Here is a 378-nt window from a genome sequence, read left to right as displayed (position 1 = left end):
GCTCGAACTTGCCAGGGAGAAACTGATTCCTCACTGAACCGCCTTCCTTAACCAGCTTCCCCCGACTACCTGTCAGGTCCGGTCTAGACTAATACATTTGAAGGCATAGATTGCAGCCATGCATCCGGACTTCAATGTCAGGCGCATGCCTGCCTGTCCCTGATGGAATCCGCTGATCGAGTCCCAATCAGTTGGGCGCACTGCAATCGTGCGTTGGTTGCGTCGGGTTTGATCGACCACGGTCTGACCTATCTTGCCATCACTGCTTGATCGCCTGAGCAATCGGTGGTTTGAATCTCCTTCGCTTGATTGCTGTTTTCCGATTTGGGCGGCCGACCCGGCTACGCGCTCGCCTGGGCGCTCGTGTAGCCGGGTCGA

The 378-nt window shown here is 56.3% G+C and carries 1 protein-coding gene; it reads right to left on the bottom strand.

Translation table 11 applies throughout. The features are described 5' to 3' along the window. Nucleotides 1–72: 72 nt before the first annotated feature. Nucleotides 73–378, bottom strand: a 306-nt coding sequence (locus P0D80_RS51410) for a hypothetical protein (RefSeq protein WP_408296705.1), incomplete at its 5' end; no start/stop codon positions are given.

Origin of the sequence: Paraburkholderia sp. RL17-373-BIF-A (assembly GCF_046030175.1) — a bacterium.
GTDB lineage: Bacteria > Pseudomonadota > Gammaproteobacteria > Burkholderiales > Burkholderiaceae > Paraburkholderia.
This window is presented reverse-complemented; position numbering and strand designations above follow the sequence as displayed.